This is a genomic window from Siphonobacter sp. BAB-5405 (assembly GCF_002872335.1).
GTDB lineage: Bacteria > Bacteroidota > Bacteroidia > Cytophagales > Spirosomataceae > Siphonobacter.
Genome location: NZ_NJAG01000187.1, coordinates 1 through 403, shown reverse-complemented (window position 1 = coordinate 403; position 403 = coordinate 1). Strand labels below are relative to the sequence as shown.

The window sequence follows — 403 nt, the reverse complement described above, 5'->3', positions numbered from 1 at the left end:
TAGTTTACCAGCAGATTTCTTCCTTTTTTTAGAAAATTCCGGTTAAAGCTGACATTTGTCGAACCGCTGATTCCGGTACCATCGCTGGTATTTTCAGTGCGGCTTTCGTTGATTGGATTTATGAGATCAGTACCCGTCGGAAAGGTTTGGGAGTAGCGGTCAGAACGGTTCTCGGATTGCTGAAGTAGTAAGGACGAGTAAACGCGTAAGCTCGTCAGAGAGTCTATCTGATGGTTAAAATGCATGTGTAGCGTATGACTCCAGTTTTCGGCGTCAGACAGGCTCGATTCACGCAAAAAATAAGACGTATCGGGTAGGGCGTAGGTTCGCAGACTTTGTTGCTCGTTGCGGGACTTAATCCGGTTGCCCCGGTAGCTCAGACCCAAATCCGTATGCTTTCCCC

General features: G+C 47.6%; 1 protein-coding gene. It reads right to left on the bottom strand.

What is annotated here, in order from left to right; translation table 11 throughout:
* Window positions 1-403 (bottom strand): hypothetical protein (locus BWI97_RS27935; protein ID WP_158242897.1); only part of this gene is annotated, 403 nt, incomplete at both ends.